At 66.8% G+C, this 22489-nt stretch carries 19 protein-coding genes; 11 read left to right on the forward strand and 8 right to left on the reverse strand.

The annotated features are described in order from the left end of the window. Positions 1-73 precede the first annotated feature (73 nt). The 5 genes from AB4Z37_RS28245 to AB4Z37_RS28265 all read left to right on the forward strand — a co-directional run bounded on the left by AB4Z37_RS28245 (position 74) and on the right by AB4Z37_RS28265 (position 4068). Positions 74-1003 carry a LysR family transcriptional regulator gene (locus tag AB4Z37_RS28245; RefSeq protein WP_441520039.1) on the forward strand — a complete coding sequence of 310 codons (930 nt, stop codon included), beginning with the start codon at positions 74-76 and terminating at the stop codon, positions 1001-1003. A gap of 435 nt (positions 1004-1438) precedes the next feature. Beyond that, positions 1439-2239, forward strand: a complete 801-nt coding sequence (locus tag AB4Z37_RS28250; protein WP_441520040.1) for a hypothetical protein — start codon at positions 1439-1441, stop codon at positions 2237-2239. A gap of 8 nt (positions 2240-2247) precedes the next feature. After that, a complete protein-coding gene (locus AB4Z37_RS28255) occupies positions 2248-2439 on the forward strand; it encodes a hypothetical protein (RefSeq protein ID WP_441520041.1) in 192 nt (63 codons plus the stop codon). Further along, on the forward strand, positions 2429-3490 hold the full coding sequence (locus AB4Z37_RS28260; protein WP_441520042.1) for a hypothetical protein: 1062 nt from the start codon (positions 2429-2431) through the stop codon (positions 3488-3490). The genes AB4Z37_RS28255 and AB4Z37_RS28260 overlap by 11 nt, the downstream gene beginning before the upstream one ends. Before the next feature lie 191 nt (positions 3491-3681). Further along, positions 3682-4068: a VOC family protein gene (locus AB4Z37_RS28265; protein ID WP_441520043.1), complete on the forward strand. Its 387-nt coding sequence runs from the start codon at positions 3682-3684 to the stop codon at positions 4066-4068. A 74-nt stretch (positions 4069-4142) separates the two neighbouring features. Here AB4Z37_RS28265 and AB4Z37_RS28270 read toward each other — a convergent pair whose 3' ends face one another. Beyond that, positions 4143-5150 carry an aldo/keto reductase gene (locus tag AB4Z37_RS28270; RefSeq protein WP_441520044.1) on the reverse strand — a complete coding sequence of 336 codons (1008 nt, stop codon included), beginning with the start codon at positions 5148-5150 and terminating at the stop codon, positions 4143-4145. 155 nt (positions 5151-5305) lie between these two features. Here AB4Z37_RS28270 and AB4Z37_RS28275 point away from each other — a divergent pair, with 155 nt between their 5' ends. The 3 genes from AB4Z37_RS28275 (at position 5306) to AB4Z37_RS28285 (ending at position 9863) form a co-directional block, all read left to right on the forward strand. Beyond that, the gene (locus tag AB4Z37_RS28275; RefSeq protein ID WP_441520045.1) at positions 5306-6196 is read left to right on the forward strand and encodes a LysR family transcriptional regulator; all 891 of its coding nucleotides are present in this window, start codon (positions 5306-5308) and stop codon (positions 6194-6196) included. 164 nt (positions 6197-6360) lie between these two features. Next, on the forward strand, positions 6361-9144 hold the full coding sequence (locus AB4Z37_RS28280; RefSeq protein WP_441520046.1) for a bifunctional diguanylate cyclase/phosphodiesterase: 2784 nt from the start codon (positions 6361-6363) through the stop codon (positions 9142-9144). Between the two features lie 188 nt (positions 9145-9332). Further along, positions 9333-9863 (forward strand): hypothetical protein, encoded by a 531-nt coding sequence (locus tag AB4Z37_RS28285; RefSeq protein WP_441520047.1) that lies wholly within the window; start codon positions 9333-9335, stop codon positions 9861-9863. Positions 9864-9891: 28 nt separating this feature from the next. Here the strand turns inward: AB4Z37_RS28285 and AB4Z37_RS28290 are convergent, their stop codons facing one another. After that, complete coding sequence (locus tag AB4Z37_RS28290) at positions 9892-11691, reverse strand: caspase family protein (RefSeq protein ID WP_441520048.1); 1800 nt, start codon at positions 11689-11691, stop codon at positions 9892-9894. A 445-nt stretch (positions 11692-12136) separates the two neighbouring features. On the opposite strand from AB4Z37_RS28290, the gene AB4Z37_RS28295 reads away from it, so the two are divergent. Next, on the forward strand, positions 12137-12694 hold the full coding sequence (locus tag AB4Z37_RS28295; protein ID WP_441520049.1) for a hypothetical protein: 558 nt from the start codon (positions 12137-12139) through the stop codon (positions 12692-12694). Between the two features lie 38 nt (positions 12695-12732). Continuing rightward, positions 12733-13521 (forward strand): hypothetical protein, encoded by a 789-nt coding sequence (locus AB4Z37_RS28300; RefSeq protein WP_441520050.1) that lies wholly within the window; start codon positions 12733-12735, stop codon positions 13519-13521. Between the two features lie 69 nt (positions 13522-13590). Here AB4Z37_RS28300 and AB4Z37_RS28305 read toward each other — a convergent pair whose 3' ends face one another. The 3 genes from AB4Z37_RS28305 to AB4Z37_RS28315 form a co-directional block, all read right to left on the reverse strand. Continuing rightward, complete coding sequence (locus AB4Z37_RS28305; RefSeq protein WP_441520051.1) at positions 13591-14772, reverse strand: GNAT family N-acetyltransferase; 1182 nt, start codon at positions 14770-14772, stop codon at positions 13591-13593. A 33-nt stretch (positions 14773-14805) separates the two neighbouring features. Beyond that, positions 14806-16860: a hypothetical protein gene (locus AB4Z37_RS28310; protein WP_441520052.1), complete on the reverse strand. Its 2055-nt coding sequence runs from the start codon at positions 16858-16860 to the stop codon at positions 14806-14808. A 120-nt stretch (positions 16861-16980) separates the two neighbouring features. Next, a complete protein-coding gene (locus tag AB4Z37_RS28315) occupies positions 16981-18096 on the reverse strand; it encodes an acyltransferase family protein (RefSeq protein WP_441520053.1) in 1116 nt (371 codons plus the stop codon). A 237-nt stretch (positions 18097-18333) separates the two neighbouring features. Between AB4Z37_RS28315 and AB4Z37_RS28320 the strand changes: the two genes are divergently transcribed. After that, positions 18334-19608: a VpsF family polysaccharide biosynthesis protein gene (locus AB4Z37_RS28320; RefSeq protein WP_441520054.1), complete on the forward strand. Its 1275-nt coding sequence runs from the start codon at positions 18334-18336 to the stop codon at positions 19606-19608. A gap of 9 nt (positions 19609-19617) precedes the next feature. Here the strand turns inward: AB4Z37_RS28320 and AB4Z37_RS28325 are convergent, their stop codons facing one another. From AB4Z37_RS28325 to AB4Z37_RS28335, 3 genes are all read right to left on the reverse strand, one after another. Further along, the gene (locus AB4Z37_RS28325) at positions 19618-20346 is read right to left on the reverse strand and encodes a site-2 protease family protein (protein WP_441520055.1); all 729 of its coding nucleotides are present in this window, start codon (positions 20344-20346) and stop codon (positions 19618-19620) included. Beyond that, positions 20343-21272: a DUF2167 domain-containing protein gene (locus AB4Z37_RS28330; protein ID WP_441520056.1), complete on the reverse strand. Its 930-nt coding sequence runs from the start codon at positions 21270-21272 to the stop codon at positions 20343-20345. Before AB4Z37_RS28330 ends, AB4Z37_RS28325 begins: the two co-directional genes overlap by 4 nt. Before the next feature lie 215 nt (positions 21273-21487). Next, on the reverse strand, positions 21488-22489 hold the full coding sequence (locus AB4Z37_RS28335; RefSeq protein WP_441520057.1) for a zinc-dependent alcohol dehydrogenase family protein: 1002 nt from the start codon (positions 22487-22489) through the stop codon (positions 21488-21490).

Consider the following 22489-nt stretch of genomic DNA (forward strand, 5'->3'; position numbering starts at 1 on the left):
GCCGCAGTCTGGCCCGGTGGCGGCCATAAAAGAAGCTTTGCCAGATTATACGTTGCATGAGAAATTCTTATCCATGAGCACGCTTCGCCGCTCGCCGGCCCCGCCCACCGACCTCAACCTCGACCAGCTGCGCAGCTTCCGCGACGTCATCGCGCTCGGCAGCTTCTCCGCCGCCGCCGAGCGCGCCGAGCTGTCGCAGCCGGCGATCAGCCTCAAGGTGCGGGCGCTGGAGCGCCACCTCGGCGTCACACTGATCGAGCGTGTCGGCCGGCGCGCGATGCCGACCGCGGCGGGCGCCGAGCTGCTGACCCATGCGGCGCGGATCGAGGCCGAGGTCGAGGCCGCCTGCGCGGCGATGGCGCGCCACGCCACCGGCACGCTCGGGCGAGTGCGGCTCGGCACCGGCGCCACCGCCTGCATCTTCGTGCTGCCGCCGCTGCTGCGCGAGCTGCGCCGCCGCCTGCCCGGCCTCGACATCTCCGTGACCACCGGCGACGCGCTCGACGTCACCAAGGCGGTCGAGGACAGCAGCATCGACATCGGCCTCGTCACCCTGCCCGCCTCCGGCCGCGCGCTCGAAGTGACGCCGGTGCTCGACGATCCGTTCCTGGTGATCGCTCCGCCGAAGACGCAGCTCCCCGCCCGCGTGACGCCGGCGATGCTCGCCGCGCTGCCGGTGCTGCTGCCCGGCGGCAACACGCGGCGGCTGGTGGAAGGCTGGTTCGCGGCGAGCGGCGTCAGCCTGCGCCCGGTGATGCAGCTCGCGAGCGTCGAGGCGATCAAGGAACTGGTCGCCGCCGGCCTCGGCTGCGCGGTGCTGCCCGGCATGGCGCTGCGCCGCGACGGCGGTGCGCGCAGCGCCGCGACGCGATCGCTGGTGATCCGGCCGCTGTCGCCGCGCCTGCAGCGCACGCTCGCCGTCGTCGTGCGCCGCGACCGGCCGCTGCATCGCGGCCTGCGTGAAACACTGCAGGCCTTGAAGGGCCTCGCGAAAACGCCGTGAAACACATGACACATCCACGCGCCGCGATTTCGCAGCGTCGCGTGCAAAGAACTCATGCAGCTGTGAGCGGAATGTGGTAGGATGCGCGCGTGCGATGATGTCGGCCCGTGGACCGGATTTTTTGTCGGCACGTTTCCAGATTTCAAGCGTTCCAGATTTCAAGCTCTTCCTGATTTCAAGACTTCCTGATTTCAAGGCTTCCTGATTTCAAATCTGTGGTTTCAGTCGGAATGGATTGCCGGAGGCGGATCGCCTCCCTGCTCACGATCGAAAGGCATTTCGAGACGGCGCGGTGACGCGCGTGGCCGGCGCGTCGCGGGCCGCGCCCGCCTGCTTATCGCCAGCAGCGCCGGACATGAGCCAAAGACATGGGCCAAAGAAAAGACATGAGCCAAACAGGACATTTGGCAACGCCAGCAAGTTGCGAGGACTGCGATGGGCGGCGACAACGCGAAAGACCCCTGCGAGGAGGCGGGCCTCGCCTGGATCAACGGCCTCATGGCGCTGAAGAAAGCCTACAAGGCCCTCGCCGACGCCGAAGCGTCGCATGATCCGGACAGCATCGAGACCGCCAGCGCTGACGCCCGGGAAAAGCACGACGCCTTCAACAAGGCACGCGAGGCGGTGAAGAAGCACTGCGACGGCCCGCGCACCCATCGCTGGCCGCTCGGCAACGGCATCGAGGTGCAGGTCGATCCCGACGACGACCTCACCATCAACCAGTATCGCGCGCTGATGATCCTGATCGGTCTCGGCAAGACGGCGACCGAAGGCACCCTGATCATTCTCGACCCCAAGGAAGCCCCGCGACCGCCGGCCTTTGAGCCGAACAAGAAGCTCGGCGGCACCTACGTCTATGAAGATGACGGCGGCGACAAGCGCGACATCATCACCATCTATGACTGGAACCACAAGGGTGACCTGTTCGCGATGCCGCAGCTCAAGCTGCTGCTCAAGCACGAGATGGGTCACCGCGTGCGGCGGCTGCTCGACGACCCGGCCAGGAAGAACGACGACCACAAGACCGGCAAGGAGCTGTGGGACGAGTTCTGGAACGGCAGCACCGGCGACAAGCCGAACAGCACCCCGACGGCCAAGGGCGGCAAGATGCCGAACGACTATGCCGGCCACACCGCCGGCGAGGGTTTCGCCGTGTGCTTCGAGCTCTACTACGACAAGGAGCCGCTCGACGACGCGGTGAAGAAGAAGCTCGAGGAGATCATGAAACTGTTGTGAGGCCGGTCATGCCACGCGAGACCACACAGACTGTCTATCTCGACGCGCAGCAGAATTTTGCGCCCCCCGACCGCGCCGTCTGGATGGTGGAAACCACCCTCGACGCGGCCGGACACGTCGTCAGGGAAAACTGGATCGCGATCCATCACCCGCTGCAGGCAATCAAGCCGATCCCGACAGGAGCTGGCCATGGGCGATAATGCCACCGAGAAAGCCTTCGAGACCATGATGGAAGTGGATGCGCTGGCGCAGAAGCACCTGGCGACCAAGGCCGGCGTCACCGTCGACCAGTTCCAGGTCGAGATGTGGCAGAAGCTGAGCGCGCTCGGCGCCGCCAAGGAGATGCAGACCACCGGGCTCGGCGAGGAGATCGCCCAGCACGGCTTCAAGACCAGCAAGGGCACCGAGATCTGGATCGCGCAGCCGATCGGCACCAGCGCCGCCGGCGATCCCATCATCGTCGGCAGCGAAAGCGTCAACGCCCAGCGCAATGTCGATCTGATGTTCGTGCGCTACACCAAGACGGGCAGGAAGATCACCGCGATCGAATTGACCGGCATGGACAACTATTCGACCAGCCCGGACACCGGCGGCACCAAGCATTTCGACCGCAAGGAGCAGGTCATGAAGGCCTGGGAGATCAAGTTCCAGGACAAGTATCCGGACGCCCGCATCAATGTCCGCTTCGACAAGAACGACTCCTTCTTCTGGCGCGACAAGCTGCGCGAGCTCAAGAAGCTGGAGGGCGAACTGTCCCTGGTCAACGGCAATGCGGCCAAGCTCAAGACGCTGGAAAAGCAGATCGCCGGCGTCAGCGAGCAGCTCGAGGCCGATGCGCTGAAGGTGGCGCAGAACGAGGCCAAGGAGGTGTTCGCGCCGCTCGCCAAGGGCCTGCTCAGCGCGGCCAAGACCAGCGCCTCGCTGGCAGGCATCGCCTGGAAGGGCAAGGAGCTGACCGATATCGAGTTCAAGCTCTACACCTCGGAATCACTGCACCGCCTGATGGTCGCGATCAAGGACGAGGACACGGTGCGCATCCACCATGCCCAGAAGCTGCTGAAGGAGGCGACGCGGCCCGACGCGCAGGAACTGCTGCAGGACTTCGTCAAGCTCGCCTTCGGCACCGTGATCGGCTGGGACGCCTGGGAGAAGTTCATCGACTTCCTCACCGCGGAATGGACCAAGGCGGCGGCCGAAGCCAAGCAGAAATTGAAGGAGGCAGCAGAGGCCGAGGCCGGCAGCGGGCGCTAGACGACAGCCGATCGCGACGATTGTGGCGCAAGCCGCGTGCGGATGACAGATCGTCCCGATCGGGATCGTCCGGCGGCGCAAAACGGCGTTGAAGGTCATGCCCGGCTGACGGCGCGTCGGCGCGACGTTATCATGCCCCGTCCATCCCGGCCGGATGGGCCATGCCGCGGCATGCAGTCCCCGGGGGTGTCATGATCGACCATATCTCGATCGCGGTGCGCGACCTTGTCGCGAGCGCTCGGTTCTACCAGGCAGTGCTGGAGCCGCTCGGCTTCACGCGCCTCATCGCGCGGCCGACCACGGTCGGCTTCGGCATCAAGTATCCGGAGTTCTGGCTCAACGCCCGCCCGGCGATGTCCCCGATCGCCGACGACACCGGCGTGCACATCTGCCTGCGCGCCCGCAGTCCCGAGGCGGTGGACGAATTCCATGCCCGCGCCCTCGCCCAGGGCGGACGCGACGACGGCGCGCCCGGGCCGCGCGAGGCCGCCATGGTGACCTACTACGCCGCCTTCATCCGCGACCTCGACGGCAACAAGATCGAGGTGATGACCGTGCCGCAGACGGCCGGCGCCTGACGGGACGCGGCGGCGCAGGCCCTGCGCCGCCGCACCGTGTCACCGCTCATGCCTCGCGTGCAGTCGCCGGCCTGTCAGAGATTGACCAGGCTGAGCTCGCGCTCGCCATAGCGCTGGCCTTCGATGCCCTCCGGCGTCACCGCCGCCTCGATCGCCGCCAGCGTCTGCGGCGTCAGCGCGAGCGCCAGCGTGCCGAGGTTCTCGATCAGGCGCGTGCGGCGGCGCGTGCCCGGGATCGGCACGATCCACGGCTTTTTCGCCAGCAGCCACGCCAGCGCGAGCTGGGCCGGCGTCGCATCGTGCTCGACGGCGATCGCCTTGAGCTGGTCGAGCGCGCTCTGATTGGTCTGCAGCGCCTGCGCCTGGAAGCGCGGCAGCGAGCCGCGAAAGTCGTCGGCCGCGAACGCTGCGCCGCCATCGAATGTACCGGCGAGGAAGCCGCGGCCAAGCGGACTATATGCCACGAAGCCGATGCCGAGCTCTTCCAGCAGCGGCAGCACCTCTTGCTCGGGCTCGCGCGACCACAGCGAATACTCGCTCTGCAGCGCCGCCACCGGCAGCACCGCATGGGCACGCCGGATGGTCGCCGCGCTCGCCTCCGACAGGCCGAAATGCTTGACCTTGCCGGCCTGGACGAGATCGGCCACCGCGCCGGCGACATCCTCGATCGGCACCGCCGGATCGACACGGTGCTGGTAGAACAGGTCGATGCGATCGGTGCGCAGCCGCTTCAGCGACGCGTCCGCGACCTCCTTGATGTGCGCGGGACGGCTGTCGATGCCGATCGGCCACGGACCGCCGGCGGGATCGAGCTTGAATCCGAACTTGGTGGCGATCACCACCTCGTCGCGCAGCGGCGCCAGCGCCTCGCCCACCAGTTCCTCGTTGATCTTCGGGCCATAGACCTCGGCGGTGTCGAACAGGGTGACGCCGCGCGCCACCGCCTCGCGGATCAGCGCGATCATCTCGCTGCGGTCGCCGGCCGGGCCATAGGCCCAGCTCATGCCCATGCAGCCGAGCCCGAGCGCCGAGACCGCAAGCCCGCCGCGCCCAAGATGCCTTACCTGTGTTGCCGTCATCATCGGTTCTCCCATTGCCGTCAGGGCCGTGACGCCGGCGCGGACCGCGCCTGCGGCGCGCAGGCCCGCAAACGGCATGTGGGGCGGGAGATAGATAAGATTAGACAATCAATTCTGACAATAGTAGTGAATATAAAATACCAATCATGGACGCCTGCATGCAGGGAACCGAGCTCGCCGAACTCGCCACCTTCCTCGCCGTGGCGCGTCACCGCAGCTTCCGCAAGGCGGCGATCGACCGCAACGTCGCGCCGTCGGCGATCAGCCACGCCATCCGCAGCCTGGAGACGCGCGTCGGCGTGCGACTGCTCCACCGCACCACCCGCAGCGTATCGCTGACCGAGGCGGGCGAGCGCCTGCTCGCCGGCCTCACCCCGGCGTTCGGCCAGATCGGCCAGGCGATGGAGGACCTCAACGCCTTCCGCGACACGCCCTTCGGCACGGTGCGCCTGACGCTGCCGCGCTCGCTCGCCGCCGTGGTGATGCGCGACGTCATGGGGCCGCTGCTGCGGCAGAATCCGGGGCTGCGTCTCGACATCGTCGCCACCGACCGCCTGCTCGACATCGTCGAGGACGGCTTCGATGCCGGCATCCGCTTCGGCGAACGGCTCAGCGAGGGCATGGTCGCGGTGCGCCTCAAGGCGCGGGTGCGCTTTGCGATCGTCGGCTCGCCGGCCTATTTCAGCACGCACACGCCGCCGACGACGCCCGCCGACCTGCGCCACCATGCGTGCATCCGCTATCGCTTCCCGAGCGGCGCGATCTTCAGCTGGGAATTCGCGCGCGGCGACGAGACGCTGCAGGTCGAGGTCGACGGCCCGCTGACCCTCGACGACCAGCCGCTGATGGTCGAGGCCGCGCTCGACGGCTGCGGCCTTGCCATGGTCGCCGAGCATCAGGCCGCGGCCGCCCTCGCCGCCGGCCGCCTGGTACGCTGCCTCGATGACTGGTGTCCCGCGGACGACAGCCTCTACCTGTACTATCCCAGCCGGCGGCACATGCCGGCGGGCCTGCGCGCGCTGATCGACCACCTCAAGGCCGCCGACTGACGGCCAGCCGCGGCATTTTTTCGCTTTACGGAATTCACGGAGACCGCGCGGCCCGCTGTCGCATTTTGAACCAGTTCGCGCGGCTGCCTAAACCTTTGAGTAACCCACCTTGCTAACGGGACCTCCATTCCTGCCGCGTATCTACGTACCAAGAAGGTGGGGCTATGTGGGAACGGCGCGCAGGACGCGGCAAGGAGAACATCGGACGCAGGCAGAACGCCGCCAGTGCTGGCGAGGCGGCGGACGCACCTGTCGCCGCCTGGCGCAGCCCGATCCACTGGCTGGTCGGCTGCGGCATCCTGCTGATCGCGGGCATCGCCATCGGCACCACCATGGTGGTCGGCCACTTCCGTGACCGCGCCCTCGTCAACAGCGCCCGCGAGCTCGACAACACCATCCTGCTGCTGGCGCGGCATTTCGACCAGCAATTCGAGGACATGCAGAACGTGCAGGCCGACGTGGTGGCGCATGTGCCGCCCGCCGCGCTGATGTCCCCCGACGCCTTCCGCACCGTGATGTCCGGCGCCGCGATGCATGACATGCTCAGGGCCAAGGTCAGCGGCAATCTCGATGTCGCGGGGATCAACCTGTTCGACGCCGACGGCACGCTGATCAACTCCTCGGTGGTGTGGCCGGTGCGTCCAGTCAACATCGTCGACCGCCACTACTTCCAGGCCTTCAAGAGCGGCGCCGCCACCAGCCCGACCCTGATCGGCCTGGTCCAGAGCCGCCTGTCGGGCAGCTGGGCGATCGTGCTGGCGCGCCGGGTGGAAGGCCCGAACGGCGAATTCCTCGGCATGCTGTCGCGCGGCCTCGCGCCCGCGACCATTGAGCAGTTCTTCAGCTCGGTGTCGCTCGCCGAAAAATCCGCGATCTCGCTGTTCCACCGCGACGGCGCCCTGATGGCGCGCTATCCGCACATGGAATCGATCATCGGCCAGAACTTCAAGGGCGGCCCGCTGCTGACGCTCGCCGAGCGCAATGGCGGCTCCGGCACGCTGCGGTTCGAAAGCCCGGTCGATCACCAGGAGCGGATCGGCGCGGTGCGCACGCTGAGCAACGTGCCGCTGGTGGTGATCGCCACCACCACGGTCGACGTCGCGCTCGCCGACTGGCGCGAGCAGACCCGCTTCCTGATCATCGCCGCCGGGCTCGCCGCCCTGATCATCGCCGTCATGGTGACCATGATCGTGCGCCAGATGCACAGGCAGCATCAGGCGGTGCAGCGCCGCCTGACGCTGCAGAAGCGCCGGCTCGACACCGCCGTCAACAACATGCAGCACGGCCTCGTGCTGTTCGACCGCAGCCAGCGGCTGATCGTCTGCAACCAGCGCTATATCGACATGTTCGGGCTGTCGCGCGACGTCGTGAAGCCCGGCTGCACCCTGCATGAGCTGATCACGCACCGCAAAGACCTGGGATCGTTCACCGGCGAGGTCGACAGTTATTGCCGCGAATTCCTCGAGTCGATTTCCCATGGCAGCATGGTGCAGTCGCAGCTCGACACCGAGGACGGCCGCGTCATCCTGTTCCAGTTCCAGCCGCTGGTGGAAGGCGGCTGGGTCGCCACCATGGAAGACATCACCGAGCGCCGCTGCGCCGAGCAGAAGATCGCCCACCTCGCCCACTACGACGCGCTGACCGACCTGCCGAACCGCGTCCTGTTCCGCGAGCGGCTGGAGCAGGAGCTGGCGCGCACCGCCGACGGCCACCAGTTCGCGGTGTTCTATCTCGACATCGACGAGTTCAAGAGCATCAACGACTCGCTGGGCCATCCGGTCGGCGACGAGCTGCTCAAGGAGATCGCGACGCGGCTGCGCGGCTGCATCGGCGAACGTGACTTCATCGCCCGCCTCGGCGGCGACGAGTTCGCGGTGGTGCAGAGCGCGGTGCGCACCCAGCGCGACGCCATCGAGCTCGCCATGCGCATCCAGGACGCCATCCGCCATCCCTGCGACTGCCACGGCCATCGCGTCGACACCGACGCCTCGATCGGCATCGCGCTCGCGCCGCAGGACGGCAGCGATCTCGACCAGTTGCTCAAGCACGCTGATCTGGCGATGTACGCCGCCAAGGCCGACGGCCGCCGCACCTGGCGCTTCTTCGAGCCGAAGATGGACGACCGCGCCAAGGCGCGACTGTTCATGGAGCAGGACCTGCGCCAGATCGTCGGCGCCCGCGCCTTCGCCGAAGGCGGCTTCGAAATCCATTATCAGCCGCTGCTTGACCTGCGCAGCGACACCGTGACCGGCTGCGAGGCGCTGCTGCGCTGGAACCATCCGCAGCGCGGCCCGATCTCGCCAGCCGAGTTCATCCCGGTGGCGGAAGAAACCGGCCTGATCGTCGCGCTCGGCGAATGGGTGCTGGCGACCGCCTGCCGCGAGGCGGCGCACTGGCCCGCCGGCATCCGCCTCGCCGTCAACGTCTCGCCCATTCAATTCCGCAGCCACACGCTGGCGCTCAATGTCGCGACCGCGCTCGCCACCTCCGGGCTGTCGGCGAGCCGGCTCGAGCTCGAGATCACCGAAGCCGTGCTGATCCGCGACGACGACGTCGCGCTGTCGATCCTGCATCATCTGCGCGCCATCGGCGTGCGCATCGCGCTTGACGATTTCGGCACCGGCTACTCGTCGCTGAGCTACCTGCAGCGCTTCCCGTTCGACAAGATCAAGATCGACCGCGCCTTCGTGCGCGAGATGACGGACGTCGACTCCTCGTCCTCGATCGTGCGCGCGGTGGTCGACATCGCCGCGGCCCGCAACATGACCACCGTCGCCGAGGGCGTCGAGACCGAACGCCAGCGCGAGCTCTTGCGCACCCTCGGCTGCACCGAGATGCAGGGCTTCCTGTTCAGCGCCGCGCGCCCCTCCAGCGAAATCCGCGCCCTGCTCGCCGCCAACCGCGGCATCGCGTCCAGCGACGGCGCGCGGGAAGCTGCCGTCGCCTGAGGCGCTTCAGGATCATTCCGTCGCGGGCAACGTGATGGAACATCGCAGCGAGCGCTGATATGATGGCAGGCGCGCCGATCGCCATTGCGGCGCAGCATCGTTCTTTTTTCAAGATCATTTTCGAACGACAAGTGTTTCCCGAGAAATACAGGTGTTTCGTGATCAACAGTGTCCCGCGACCGCGGCGCTTGCACCGCCTCAAGACCAGCCTGCACCACCTTGACGTCTTTAGCCTTGTCGTCTGCAGCCTTGCCGTTATCGCCAGCACAGCGCAGGCGCAGCCGGCGGGCACGTTGTCGGTCCGCTTCGCCTTCGAGGGCCGCGTCGACTGCGATCAGCCGCGACATGTGCGGGACTTCCCCATCCATGGCGAAGGCACTGCGTCACTGCAGCAGAACCGCCGCACGTCGCTGGACATGAGCATCCGCGCGACGTCGACCAACCGCCTGCACTTCGATACCAATCTCGGCGGCGCCCCCACCACGGCGCCAGGCGGGACGATGCAATTGCGCGTCATCAGCGCGAGCCGCCTGCGTGCGATCTGGCAACTGCCGAACAACAGCTTCAATGTCGACCTGACCGCACAGGGCAGCTCCTGCGCAATCCGCATCGACACCGCCCTCAACCGCGGCAGCCGGCAGTACACCCTGTTCGACGGCGGCCAGTTCTACTTCTGCTCCAAGCCGCGCATCCTGAGCACGCGCTGCAGCGCGCAGTAGCGTCACGCACGTTCAGCAAGCGCCTCCTTCACTCGCAATAGCGCTTGCCGTTGAACGAGAAGCACTTGGCGCCACCACCGCCGCCGCCGCCCGCGGGCGCCGACGGCGCGATGTGCCGGGGCTCATGCCGGACGACCTGCTTGCGCGGCGGCGGCTCCGGACGCCGCTTGCAGGTGCCGTCGGCGCCGAGCACGAAGCCGCTGTCGCAGCCGATCACGACACAGCGGTCGCCCTCCGCCCGCTGGCCCCGTGCGCATTCGAGCGGACAGACCCGTTCGCTCTTCGCCCGCACCGCATCCAGCGTCTCCAGGCTCGCCACCTTGAAGTTGAAGCTGGTGCCGGCGCGCTTGTTGAAGCGCTCCAGCGCCTTGATCGAGCCGTCGTTCCAGCTGCCGTCGAGCGCGCCGGGATCGCAGCCGACGCGCTTGAGATGGGCCTGCAGCAGCCGCGCGATGTCCGCCGGATCCATCGTCGGCCCCGCGGGCGGCGGCGCGGGTGTCGGGGTGTCGTTGGCCGGGGCCATCGCCATGCGGCTCTTCTCGAGGCCGGCATTGGCGCGCGCGGCCTCGGCGCGCGCTCGCTCGACCTCGCGCTGCGCGTCCGCGACGGCCTGCTGCCTGGCCTGCTCGACCTGGCGGCGAGCCGCATCGGCCTGGCGTTTGGCCTCATCGAGCTGCTGCAGCGCGCTGTCGCGCTCGCGCAGCGCCTGCTCGGCCGCCTGCTGCCGCGCGGCCTCGAGATCGCGCTTGGCCTGCTCCGACATCTTCTTGCGCGCATCCTCGGTCTGCCGCGCGCTCTGCTCCTCGAGCTGGCGCCGGAAGTCGTCGGCCTTCTGCCGCGCCTGATCCTCGGCCTTGCGCCGCGCCTCGTCGGCACTGGCCCTCGCCTGCTCGGCGGCCGCCAGCTTGCCGTCCTGGGCGCGGGCGAGCCCGGCATAGAAGCCGTCGGGATACCTGGCGAGGAAGGTCGCCCACGCCTCGCGCGTGCCGATCTGCGCCGCCAGCTCATAGTCCCGGCGCGCCCCGGCGTTGGGATCGACCGGCGCGGGCACCAGCGCCACGGTCTCGCCGCCGAGCGAGCCATAGACGAAAGGCTCCTGCTGGTTGCCGGTGACCTTGAGCACCTCGTCGCGCACGCGGCCGAAGGCGAGACGCAGGTCGAGCCCCGGCGCGGCGAGATATTTCACCAGCGCCGTGGTGAACGGGCTGTTGGTGGCGGTGCCGCCGGCACCGTCGCTGGTGATCGCGCCGGCCTTGGCGGCGAACGCCACCAGCGTGTCGGAGGTGGTGGGCTCGACCCGCGCAAGGCCGCGGCCGATCGCGCGGGTGGCGCCGGCCTTGCGCCGCATGGTGCTGGCGAACGGATTGACGCGGCAGGCATCGAGGATCACGAGCCGCAGGCGGCGCGCCGGCTCGAGCGCCTTCAGAAGGCGGTCGAGCGACACTGTCTCGTCCTCGACGTCGAAATCACTGACCAGCCTGGCGTCGATGGGAATGAGATAGTTGGCGCCGTCGACCTCGATGCCGTGTCCGGCATAATAGATCACGGCGATGTCGGCATCGCGCGCCGTCTCGGCGAACTCGCGCACGGCGCGGCGCATCTCGGCGATGGTGAGGTCGCGCCGTGCGTCGACCGTGTCGAAGCCCGCCTTGCGCAACAGGCCGGCGACCGCATTGGCATCGTTCTCGGGATTGGCGAGCTGCTCGACATGGCTGTACTTCGACATGCCGATCACCAGCGCGACGCGCTTGTCGGCCTGCGCGGCCGCCGCCATCGCCAGCCACAGCACAAGCGCAAGGCCCACGTTCCAGAACCAGCGTCCGGACATCCCCGCCCCTCACAAGCAGACTCAGGCTGCGATATGGCGCGCTGCAAACAATACGACGGTCCGGCGACAATTCCCTGACGGACCACCCTGCGACGATCGAGCCTGCCGGAACAAATTCCGGGCCGACATCACCTACTGAAAATCCGAAACCCGAAAACTGAAAATCTGCAAGTCAGTATCTAAAAGTCAGTATCTGCAAACCAGTATCTGCAAGCCTGACAGCGATCGATCGCCACGCGACGCCGATCCGTGTCGCGAACCATAACGTCGCGTCCGTCCGCTCGCAAACGGCATTTGCTCCGCCGCGGGCCGCCACGGCCGGTCTGCAGCGACGCGCTGTCATACGGCGGTCGCTGGATCGCGCGCACCGTTCGTGCCATCATCGCGGCATTGTCGATGCCATTTCAATTTTCATCCTTCTTTTTCAAGGCGGAGTCGTATCCTCATGAGGGACCGCGCCAAGCTTTCGATTTCCCTGACCTTTTCAGCCTTCACACTGTGTCTGTCCGGTACCGTACATGCGGCGCCGCAGCAGCTCTATGGCAAGTCCGTGATCATCACCTGGACGGAGGAGCGGCAGCAGAAGCCGCTCGGCGAAAGCGAAATCCGGGCGGTGGGTGCGGCCGGCGAGCTCGATCTCTATGTCAGCGAGCAGGGCCGCAACTTCAGCCGCATGCGCTTCACCGTGCCCAATGCGCGCGGCCGGCTCAAGTCCGGTAGCAGGGATCAGGTGTCCGGCGAGAACAAGGCCCGGCACTTCAATTTCAGCGGCACCACGCTCAACGTCGGCATGCCGCGCGGACAAGGCGGCGCCACCCAGGTCGTGGTCAATTTCGACAGTGGTTTCCAGAGCTGCACGGCCCGCGTCATTGTCGGCAAGACCCCGGGCGCCGATCGCATGGTCGCGCGCAGCCTCATCACCCGCATGCCGGTCGAGATCTATTCGGCCAAGGCCGGCGGCGAGAACTGCCGGGTGCAGAGCGGCAACGTGTTCGGCAACTGATCTTTGTCCTTGTCCGCAACAGGCTGAGCGAGGCGACGATGGACGACACGACGGGGCTGCTGCGGATCGTGGATGCGGTGCCGCAGACGGCAGGCATGGGCGTCGTCCTGGTCGCCGACGGCCAGGGCCAGCGCCTTCGCGCGCCGCTGCGCGGCGCAACCGCCGATGTCGTGTTCCAAATTCCGGATCACCGCAATCCCACCGCGACCACCAGCGCCTTCGCCGACACCAACGGCCATTTCTGGACCGAGCTGTGGGGCATGGGGGTCAGTTGCACCGGCGCGGTGGTGGCCGGCGTCGGTGTCGCCGGTGCGGTCGGCGCCGCGCCGGAGACCGGTGGGCTGTCGCTGCCCGCGGCCGCGCTGCTGTGGGGCGGCGCCACCGCCTCGGCGGCGCAATGCGGGGTGTCGTTCTACCGCTTCGGCAATGTGGTGCGCGGCCGTGACGACATCAACCAGGCGCTGGACGCCAGCGTCTCGTACAAGACCGCGATCTACATCCTCGACGGGGTCGGGCTGGTGGGCGCGGGCGGCGCCATCAAGGAGGTCGCCGCGACCAACACCGCGTTGAAGGAGGCCGGTACCGCCTGGCGCACCGCGGAGGTCGGCCAGCTCAGCCGGCAGCAGCGGCGCGCCTTCACCACCGCGATGGAATTGAACGGCGTCAAGCGCCTGCCGAATGCCGAGATCAGCCGCCTGGTCAAACAGAAGCTGCTGGACCTGACCGGCGCCGCGATCGGAATGGTCGGCAGCAGCAGCACGGACGGCGGCATCACCCACGATGTCGGGATCTGGATCGTCACCCGCCCGTCGCCGGATGGTCCATGACCACTGCCGCACCGGACCTGAGGCGCGATGACGGCGGCCGTGGCTGCTCTGTGCGCCTGCCTTGTGAGCCTACCTGCCGGTGATGCCCCGGGCCTTCCGGACGGCGGCGAGCAGCCATGGCTGGCGCTTGATCCAGGCCTTGAGACGGACCGCGGCCACCGTCGGCAGCCCGCGCCATGAGCCGGCGGACACGACCTCGACGAGATCGTGCGCGGTGGCGCCGAGGCGGCCCTTGTAGTCCTCGTTCCCGATCGTGAAGTCATAGTAGGTCAGGCCGCTCTCCGCGGCCCACTGCATCATCCGGGCCGACAACAGCATGCCCGGCGCCAGCTGCGCCCACGGACCGTCGAAGAAGGTCGGGATCAGCAGATGGAAAGCGCCGGCATGGCAGACGCCGAACAGCATCGCGACCAGGCGGCCGTCGACCTCGAGCAGCGCCAGGCGCGCAAAGCCCGATGCCGCTCCGCGCGCGATGACGGCACGGTAGAAGTTGGCGAAATCGGGATCGCGCAGCGGATCGTTGCGCTGCAGGGCCGCGAACCGCCGCAGCCGCTGGGCGGCGAGCTGCTCGAACAGCTCCGTCATCTCGGCGGCCTCTTCCACGACGCGGAAGCGGACACTTCCGAGCCCTGCCAATCCGCGCCAGCCCTTCTTGAGCTTCTCGCGCCGGTTGCCGCTGAATATCCGTTTGGTGCACGCGTCCCATGGCGCCGAGACGGCGACGCCGTGCGCCTGCAGCTCAAGCGTGAGGCAGCCAGGAATCCACGCCAACGGGTTGGCATCGCCTCCGATCGCGAGCGGAATCTTGGTCAACCGGAGAAGATCATGCGGGGGCAGAGCGGCGACGATCCGCGGCCAGAGGACGCCCCATTCCGTCGGCGTCGGTTTGAAACCTCGCGCCATGACCGGAGCGACGTAATCGGAGACGCCGAGATCCGCCCCCTCGATGACCTGCAGCCGTCCATCGACACGCCGGCAGAGCGGCAGGAGCATGACAGGCTGGCCATCACCACTGCGCACGGAACAGAACAGCATCTCCGCGCCACGCGGCCGAGCCAGTTGCTCCGCCCAGCATTCGATCCACAGCCGCGTCTGAAATGCAGATACAACGCCGCCCGCTTCCAGTTCCTGGTAAAGCCGGGCCGCGACATCGAGGTCGGACGTGACCTCGATGCGCATCTCGCGAGCAGACGTCGCTCGCGCGGGCTGCACGCCCGCGCTCCTGTCCAGCACTCCGGTCTCGGTACTCACCCTGCTCTCTCCCTCGACCGCTGCGACGCCCCGTCAGTTGGTGGTGATCGCGCGCCACGATGGCGCCGCCATGGTACCCTTGTTGACGTAAACGTTTCCGGAGCTCGTATCGGTGTACCGACTGCCCGGACGGGCCTTGTTTGCGCCCGTCACGCCGGTCGGCGCTCCCGATCCATAGACTTCGCAAATGCCATAGTCGCGTATCCAGCCCGGAAGACTACCATCGCGGAGCGAGAGACCGCCTGCCACAGAGCCGACCGGAAGGATATCTTTTGCTCGTACGGTTAAGCCGCTGCCACTGCCATGGGTCGTGGTCGTCGACAAGGTGGCCGTGGTCGATGGCGCTGTGGGATAGAGGCCCGGCCCCAGCGCCTTGATGGCGGTGACCGCTCCCCCAGACACCCCGGTGACCAGCAGGGACGCATTGAGAATGCGACCGGGCACGTTCACCATAACGATGCTCCCCACCGTGTAACCACTGCCACCCGACACAATGGTGACATCCGCGATTCCAGCACCAGCGGTAACCGGTGCAGTCGAAATGCCGTTCACCGTTCCTGAAACGAGCACGGAGGCGGCATCGACATTACCGGAGTACGCGGTGTGCAGAGCAATGACGTGCGTCTCACCCTCGCTGCCTTGCTGATTTGAGGTCCGGATATTGAAGCTTGAGTTCTTCACATTGCCGAGAAACAGCGCACCAGAGCCACCGTTTTGCGCCTGGGCTCCGCAGTTGTGGATCGTGAGATCGAGATTGATGTGATCGGCGATCGCCCCAGCGCCCTTTTGTCCGACGATGATGGCATACCCGGAGTTCGACGGCCCCAACGAGCCATTCATCCAGCTGTTGCCTTCCGGAAAGAAGCAGATGCCGCGCAATTCGATATCGGTGCATCCCGTGTCGATCTGAATCGCCGCAACAAAGCTGGTGTCGATGACAACGTTGGAACACTCGACAGAACTGCCGCCCGCGAACATCAAACCCACCATCGATTGGACGGCGTTCAGAGAGTTGATGCGCGTGTCGCCGGCGCGGCAGAGAATGCCGTAGTAGCCACCACCCACGACAAGGCTGTCCGCAACCGCATTGAAAGTGTTCAGCATCACGCCGAACTTGCCGCCGTAGACCGGATCGAATTCAGTGCCAACTCCCATCACCCGCACCTGCCCGATCACCATATCAGTGAGCAGATTGTCGCCGGGATTATAGTTCCAGACGCCAAAATCCGCGTCTGATCCACCAAAGTCCGCACCCCAGGTCGGGGAGAAGCTCGCGCCGGTGCCCGCCCCGGGACTGCCGTTCGCGTGGAACGTCGAGTCCTGCGGAAAGACCGACGGCTGCACAAGCGGCACCACGTTGGGCGCCACGCTCGCAATCGCTGCGGCCGACACAGTCGGCCCGGTTGGCGGCCTGCAGCTGTAGTAGCCGCCGGACGTCAAGACAAACCCGGTGATCGCACCACTGGCATTGACCGCAGTCACCTTGACGGTTGCAGGCTGGTAAGGCGCATAAGAAGGCTGCGGCAGAAAGACGACGTCGCCGACTTGATAGCCGCTGCCGGCCGTCACCAGCGCGACACTGGCGATGCTCCAGCTCTTGCCGAAGCAGACGCCCGCCCCCGTGCGCGGAACGACGTCGTCAAACACACAATAGAGATTAACGCGGCTTGCACTGGCGTTCGCCGAATAGACGATCATGGGCAGGAACGGGTTCGCGGCAAGCGAACCTCCAGGCGCGGGAATGAGCGTGCCCTCCATGTCGAGATCGACCCATTCAGGCACGACGATCTGGTTGGCCACCGACGCGTAGCTGCGTGGAAGCTTGGCGCGGACGTAGCTGCGCGGGTTCTGATCGTCGAGGCCCCGCTCCTTGAGCGCGAGCGCGTAGCTGCCGGCGTAGTCGAGAAAGGCCTGCAGCATGGCGCTGCACTCGCCGCGAAAATCCGGGCCCTGGAAGTCGCCGAAATTCAGCTCCGCCAGCGCCAGCTTGTCATTGAGATTGAGTGTCCTGGTGGGCGGGGGGGCCGCGGTGCCGCCGCTGCCTGTCGTCGTGAGCTGCGTCCAGCTCGAAGCACTGACATCGACCATGTTTCGCCTCTTCCTGATGGTGAGAAGGGTTGAGACGATAGCGGTCAATACGGAGCTGAAGCCGGCAAGCCCCCGATGCCCACAGCGCGCGCGGCATGTTGCCACGGGCGCATCGGCGGACTACGCCGCGGTGGTCACGGCCTGCGGTGGCGGCGCCGGACGTTCACGGCGAAACGCCTTGCGCAGCGACAGGAAGGGACGCTCGACGCCATAGTATGACGCAGCGGCGATGACAAAGCACAGCGGCAACTGGACGAGATAGAGGCTCCAGAGCGTATCCGGCAGGACTTTCGGCATCACCGACAGCACCACCTCGTGCCACAGATAGAGCGAATAGCTGAGTCGTCCGAGCAGCACCATCGGCGGCAGCTCGAGCAGCCGCCGCAACGGCGCAAAGCGCGGGTTGAACAGCACGGCGTAGAGCACGGGAATCAGCGCCACGCCCTGCACGGAGTAGCGCACGGTCTCGCGGAACACCGGATCGCGATAGACGAAGGTGAACAGCAGCAGCACGATGCCGGCGACGAAACCTGTGGTGCCGCCGATCGCACGAATGAAGCGATCGAACCGCACGAGTTCGAGCAGGCAGGCGAACATCGCGCCGTACAGGATCGAGTCGATCCGCGTATCGGTGCGATAATAGTGCTGCCAGATCGTGTCGGGCCACAGCGCGGCGAGAACGAGACGCAACCCGAGCACCACCACCGAAGCGATCGCAAGCCCGGCGAGGAAGCGCAGTGGCCGACGCCAGCCGAGGGCGAACAGCCAGGGATAGACCGCGTAATAGTGCTCCTCGACGGCGAGCGACCACAGCGTGCCGAGCGGCAGCGGCATCGCGCCGCCGAGCACGTAATAGTAGTTCATGACATAGAACAGGCCGGCCAGCACTTCCCATTTGCTGGTCGGCTCGCCAAGCAGCAGGTAGAGCACCGTCACGAGGCCGATGTTGACCAGCAGCGCCGGACCGAGACGGATGAAGCGCCGCACGTAGAAAGCGCCGATCGCCACCTCACCATTGCCATTGACCTCGGCGATCAGCAGACGGGTGATCAGGAAGCCGCTGATGAAGAAGAACAGCGTGACGCCAAAGCCGCCGGGCAGCACGACGTTCAGGCCGAAATGCGACAGCACGACCAGGAGGATCGCAACCGCGCGCATGCCGTCGAGCGCCGGCAGATAGGTGAAGCTCGCCCGCGACAGGCTCTCGGCACCTCCTCGGGATTTCGCGACCGTCACGGCTCGATCTCTGCTGGCGCATGGCAACGCGGCCGATGCCGGCATGTTGCTGGGTGGTGACCTGACGGCGGCAGCGCCGCCTGTCACCGACCCTGACATGGCGGGGGTTAGTGAAGCATGAAACTCATACCGCACGCTCCATGCCTATCGCCGGTTCCGCCGGTGGCAACAAGGTTAGCAAAACCTTAAGACTGCCCTGCTAAGGCTGAAGCCCCCGAGCAATAGCACCAGCCGCCCATGACCCGCCCCGCGTACGCCACTGCATCGGACGACGGCCTGCTGATGCTGCGGCTGCTGTACGCGGCCTTCGCGTTTTTCGTGCTGCTGCGCGTCGGCCTGAACTCGCTGATCCTCAACCAGTTCATGGACTACACCACGCTCGAGGGATCGACGATCCAGAAGATCCATCCCGCGTTCTACGGCATCGTGCTGATCATGGCGACGGTGCTCGCCAGCTATCGCATCGAGCTCAATGCCGTCGATCTATCGTTGCTGCGGGCAATCGCGACATTCCTCGTCGGCATCGTGCTGTTGACCACCATGCTGGTCGTCGGCGGCCGCAACGCTGCGTTCGGCTACATCCTCGACAGCTACATCGTGGCCTGCATGGCCATCTTCATCATGACCACGCTGCCGCGCCCGTGGCGACCGCTGATCGCCGAGTTGCTGCTCGCGTTCCTGATGCTGAGTGCGCTGGTCGGCACCGCCGAGTTCGCGCTGAAGACGCGCCTGCTGCCCTACCCCGGCGGCGAAGAGGTGTTTCGCCCCACCGGACTGTCCGACCATCCGCTGGAGCTCGGCCAGTGGTGCGCGGTCGGCATCTGCCTCGCGAGCGCGACACGCTGGCGCATGCCGTTCAAGATCGCCGCCGTCGCCGTCCTGCTGATCGGCGTACTGGCGTCCGGCGCGCGCTTCGCCACGCTGTTCGCTGGCCTGTCATGCCTGGTGTTCCTGATCACGGTCCGGATGGCGGCGCCGACGCCCCTCGACGGACTCCAGCGCAAGATCATGCTGGCGCTCGCCGGCCTGCTGGCGGTGATGGCGCTGATTGCCGTGATGTTCGCCGCCGGCGCGCTCAGTCGTTTCGACAGCGGCGTCGTCGACCAGAGCGCCCTCGCCCGTGTCAACATCTACGGCGTATTCGACTACCTGACCTGGAACGAATTCCTGTTCGGCGGCGACATCACACGCATCCAGCGCATCGCGCTCGACGTGTTCGGACTGCCTTTCATCGAAAGTTCGGTGGTGATCTTCACCGTGCAGTTCGGCCTCGTCGGCGCCATTCTCTTCGCCGTGCTGCTGGCCAACCTTTTCCGGGCACTGCTCACGGGCGCGCCCTGGAACGTGATCGCCGGCACCGTGATCTTCTTCACTCTGTCGCTCAGCAACAATGCGCTGTCGACGAAGTCGGCGGACATCCTGATGATGACGCTGCTGATCATGGGCTGCAAGGCCGCGACTCCGCGCAGGCCCATCGCGTGGAGCTTGCGCCGCGCCCCCGTCAGAGAGTAACCGGCGCCCTCACCCCGTCGATCGCGCGACCTGACCGATCATTTCATGAACGTCGTAGGTCATCACCGCGAGCAGCGCCGCGAGCGCCAGATACATCCCCCCGTATTCCAGCTTGGTCTGCAGCGGCACGCCATAATAGGCGATGTTCTCCGGCGCCTGCGGATCGTAGTGCCACGCCTTGATCAGCTGCGGCACCGCCATGATGGCGACCAGAAGCAGCACCGGGCTCGGCCGGTACAGCAGCAGCGCCACCAGCACCGGCACGCCGGCGAACCAGATGCGCGGGCCCAGCACCGCGGTGATGCGTCCGCCGTCGAGCGGCGACAGCGGCAGCAGGTTGAACAGGTTAAGGAACAGCCCGGCATAGGAGATCGCGAGCAGCAGCGCGCTGTCGTCGGCGCGCGCCCACTGGTACACCGCGAGCGCGGCAATGCTGCCGACCACCGGCCCCGCGATCGCGACATAGGCCTCGGTCTCGACATCCATCGGCTGGTCCCTGAGCTCGATCCAGGCGCCCAGAAACGGGATGAAGGTCGGCGCGCCGACGTTCAGGCCGCGCTGGCGCGCGGCGATATAGTGCCCCATCTCGTGGGCGAACAGCAGCGCGATGAACCCGGCGGCATAGCGCCAGCCCCAGACCGTGGCATAGAGCGCGAGCGACAGCACCATGCTGCCGGCGGTGGCGGCGAGCTTGCCCCACTTCAGGCCGGACAGCGCCAGCAGCAGCAGCGCCTTCATGCGGCGCCATCGGGCGTGTCCTGCCGCGGCTTGCGGTGGAACAGTTTCAGGATGGTGCCGCCGGCGACGGCCGCACCGACCAGGATGATCTTGCCGAACTTGAGCAGCGACGCCGCGAGCAGCGCGAACAAGCCGAGCTTCTTCGCCGCGACGCCGCCGACCAGCGCGATCAGGCCGTACTCGGCGACGCGGTCGGTGGAGGCGCTGAAGTCCTCGTAGCGTTTGCCGGTGTTGTAGGAGAGGTCGGCCAGCAGTTCGTGCGCCGCCGCCTTGTCGGTGGCGATGCTGTCCGAGCTGGTCAGGAGGTTGAGGCTGAAATAGCCGTCCCGCCCGAGCGCGTAGGTATTGTAGTTGATGTTCTTCGGCGCATCGTCGGCCTCCCCCTTGTCCTTGGCGAGCAGCGACCACACCAGGCGATGGCTGGTGGCGTCGTAGGCCGGCGGCTGCTGCCAGCCGATGATCTGCATCTCGGGAAAGCCGCGGGCGACGCGATCCTTGTTGGCCTCCTCGGTGCCATCCTTGAGGCTCTTCAGCAGGTCGTCGGCATTCCAGGTCCTGGCGTCATCGTCCTTGATATAGCCTTCCTTGACGTAGCGGATCACCACGATCCAGCGGTCGCTCGCCCGCGTGCCGACCACGATGCCGACGAGGCTCGTGTCGTTGACGAGGTTGCCGAGCGCGCGCAGCATGCGCGCGGCCTCGGTCCTCGGCACGAAGAAATCGCCTTTCGGCAGCTTCAGGCTGGCCTGGTCGATCAGCGGCACGTCGGCGGGACCGACGGTGCCGGCCTTCTCGGCGGCCTGCCAGGCGGCGACCATCTCGGCCTTGCGCGCCGCCTCGTCCTGCGCCTTGACCTGCTGCGCACGCGCCGACGGCATCATCAGCGCCGCCACCAGCGCCACGACCAGGATCACCGGAGTTCGCATGTCCCACCCCCTCACCATCGTGCCACCGGCTGCCGCGTTCACTCAACGCCGCGGCGATGACAGCGATACGACGCCAGATTGCGCCACTTTTAAAATACACGTGAATCCATGCACCGGCAGCAGAAAACGCGCCAGCGCGCCGCCTGGGCCGCGCACCAACAAAAAAACCCCGGCCTCGCGGCCGGGGTGCAGGCGATACCGGCCCGACGCCGGACTCAATGGATGATCGCGACCTTGCCGAAGCTCCGCCCGCCGCCCAGCCGGGCATAGGCTGCCGCGGCATCGTCGATGCCAAACGCCTTGTCGACGACCGGGGTAATGCGGTGGGCTGCGACCGCGCGGACGGCGGCGGCGAGGTCCTCCACCGGCCCGGTGTTGTTGCCCTGGACAGTGACGCCCTTGGCGATGATCGGCATGAGGTCGATCGCAGCGCTGGTGCCGGCGACGAAGCCAATGGTGAAGACCACGCCACCTTGGGCCGCCGCTGTCAGCGATCGTGCGAAGCTGTCGCCTCCCACAGTCTCGATCACAAGATCGACACCGCGCCCCTCGGTGAGCTTGAGGATCTCGCTCTCCCACTCCGGGGTTGCCCGGTAGTTGACGGTGTGGTCGGCGCCCAGCTTGCGGACACGCTCCAGCTTTTCATCGGATGACGAGGTCACGATCGCCGTGGCGCCAAAGGCCTTCGCGAGCTGCAGGGCGAATAGGCTGACGCCACCAGTGCCAAGCAGCGCAACGACCGATCCTGGCCCGATATTCGCCGCGCGCAGTGCGCGCCACGCGGTCGTACCGGCGATGGGCAGGGTCGCCGCTTCGGCAAAGCTGAGGTGATCGGGCAGGCGCACCAGGCCGCGCTCATCGACGACGGCATAGTCCGCCAGCGATCCCGGAAGGGATACACCGCGCATCCCGGAGACATTGGCCGGCGCGATCCGCCCGCCACGCCATCCCGGCATGAAATGAGGGACGACGCGATCGCCGACCTTCACGCCCGTCACATCCCTGCCGATGGCCGCGACCTCCCCGGCCCCGTCGGCAACCGGGACGAGCGGAAATTTCGGGACCGGAAAATGCCCGCCCGCCACCGCGAGATCGACGAAGTTCAGGCTGGCGGCGCGCAGCCGCACCAGCACTTCACCCGGTCCCGGGACGGGATCGGCCAGGGTAACGCACGTCAGGGCGTCGAGCGAGGCGGCGGTCAATTCGATGGCGCGCAT

Origin of the sequence: Bradyrhizobium sp. 2TAF24 (genome assembly GCF_052115025.1) — a bacterium.
GTDB lineage: Bacteria > Pseudomonadota > Alphaproteobacteria > Rhizobiales > Xanthobacteraceae > Bradyrhizobium_A.